Below are 930 nucleotides of genomic sequence, written 5' to 3'. Positions count from 1 at the left end.
GGATCGGAGTCGGCCACGATGCCGGCGCCGGCCTGCAGGTGCAGGGTGTGGTCCTTGACGATGGCGGTGCGGATGGCGATGGCCAGGTCCGCGTTGCCGTGCCAGTCCAGGTGGCCGACCGCGCCGGCGTAGACACCGCGCCGGACCGGCTCGAGCTCGTTGAGGATTTCCATCGCGCGGACTTTCGGGGCGCCCGATAGCGTGCCCGCCGGGAAGGTGGCGCGCAGAACGTCAATTGCGCTCATGTCATGGTCGAGCTGGCCGTGCACCTCCGAAACCAGATGCATGACGTGCGAATAGCGCTCGATCACCATCCGGTCGGTCAGCTCGACCGTGCCGGTGGCGGCAATCCGGCCGATGTCATTGCGGCCCAGATCGATCAGCATCAGGTGCTCGGCCAGTTCCTTGGGGTCGGCCTTGAGTTCTTCTTCGAGCTTTCGATCTTGTTCGGCCGTCTTGCCGCGTGGTCTCGTACCCGCAATGGGCCGCACCATGGCTTCGCGGTCGGATACGCGCACCAGCACTTCGGGCGACGAACCGACCACCTGAAAATCACCAAAGTCAAAAAAGTACATATAGGGCGAGGGGTTGAGACTTCTCAGCGCCCGATAGACGTCGAGCGGCCGGGCGCCCAGATCCACGCTCATGCGCTGGGACAGGACGACCTGCATGGCGTCGCCGTCAAGGATGTACTGCTTGATGCGCGCGACCGCGTCCTTGAAATCATTTTCGGCAAAGCCGAAGCGGAAATCGCTCTCGCCGGGAACCGCCAGCGCCAGCGGCTGCGGATAGCCCGGCGAGCCGCAGCGCAGGCGATGCACGAGCTGATCCAGGCGGCGGTTGGCGCTGTCCCAGGCGTGCTCTTGTTCGGGATCGGCGTTAACGATCAGATACAGCCGGCCGGCCAGGTTATCGAACACGGCCAGCTGG

The 930-nt window shown here is 64.7% G+C and carries 1 protein-coding gene; it reads right to left on the bottom strand.

All coding sequences use genetic code 11. The features are described from left to right. Nucleotides 1-930 (bottom strand): anthranilate synthase component I family protein (locus tag ACEWQ0_RS01415; RefSeq protein ID WP_476484273.1); only part of this gene is annotated, 930 nt, incomplete at both ends.

This window comes from Wenzhouxiangella sp. YN9 (genome assembly GCF_056324165.1).
This window is presented reverse-complemented; position numbering and strand designations above follow the sequence as displayed.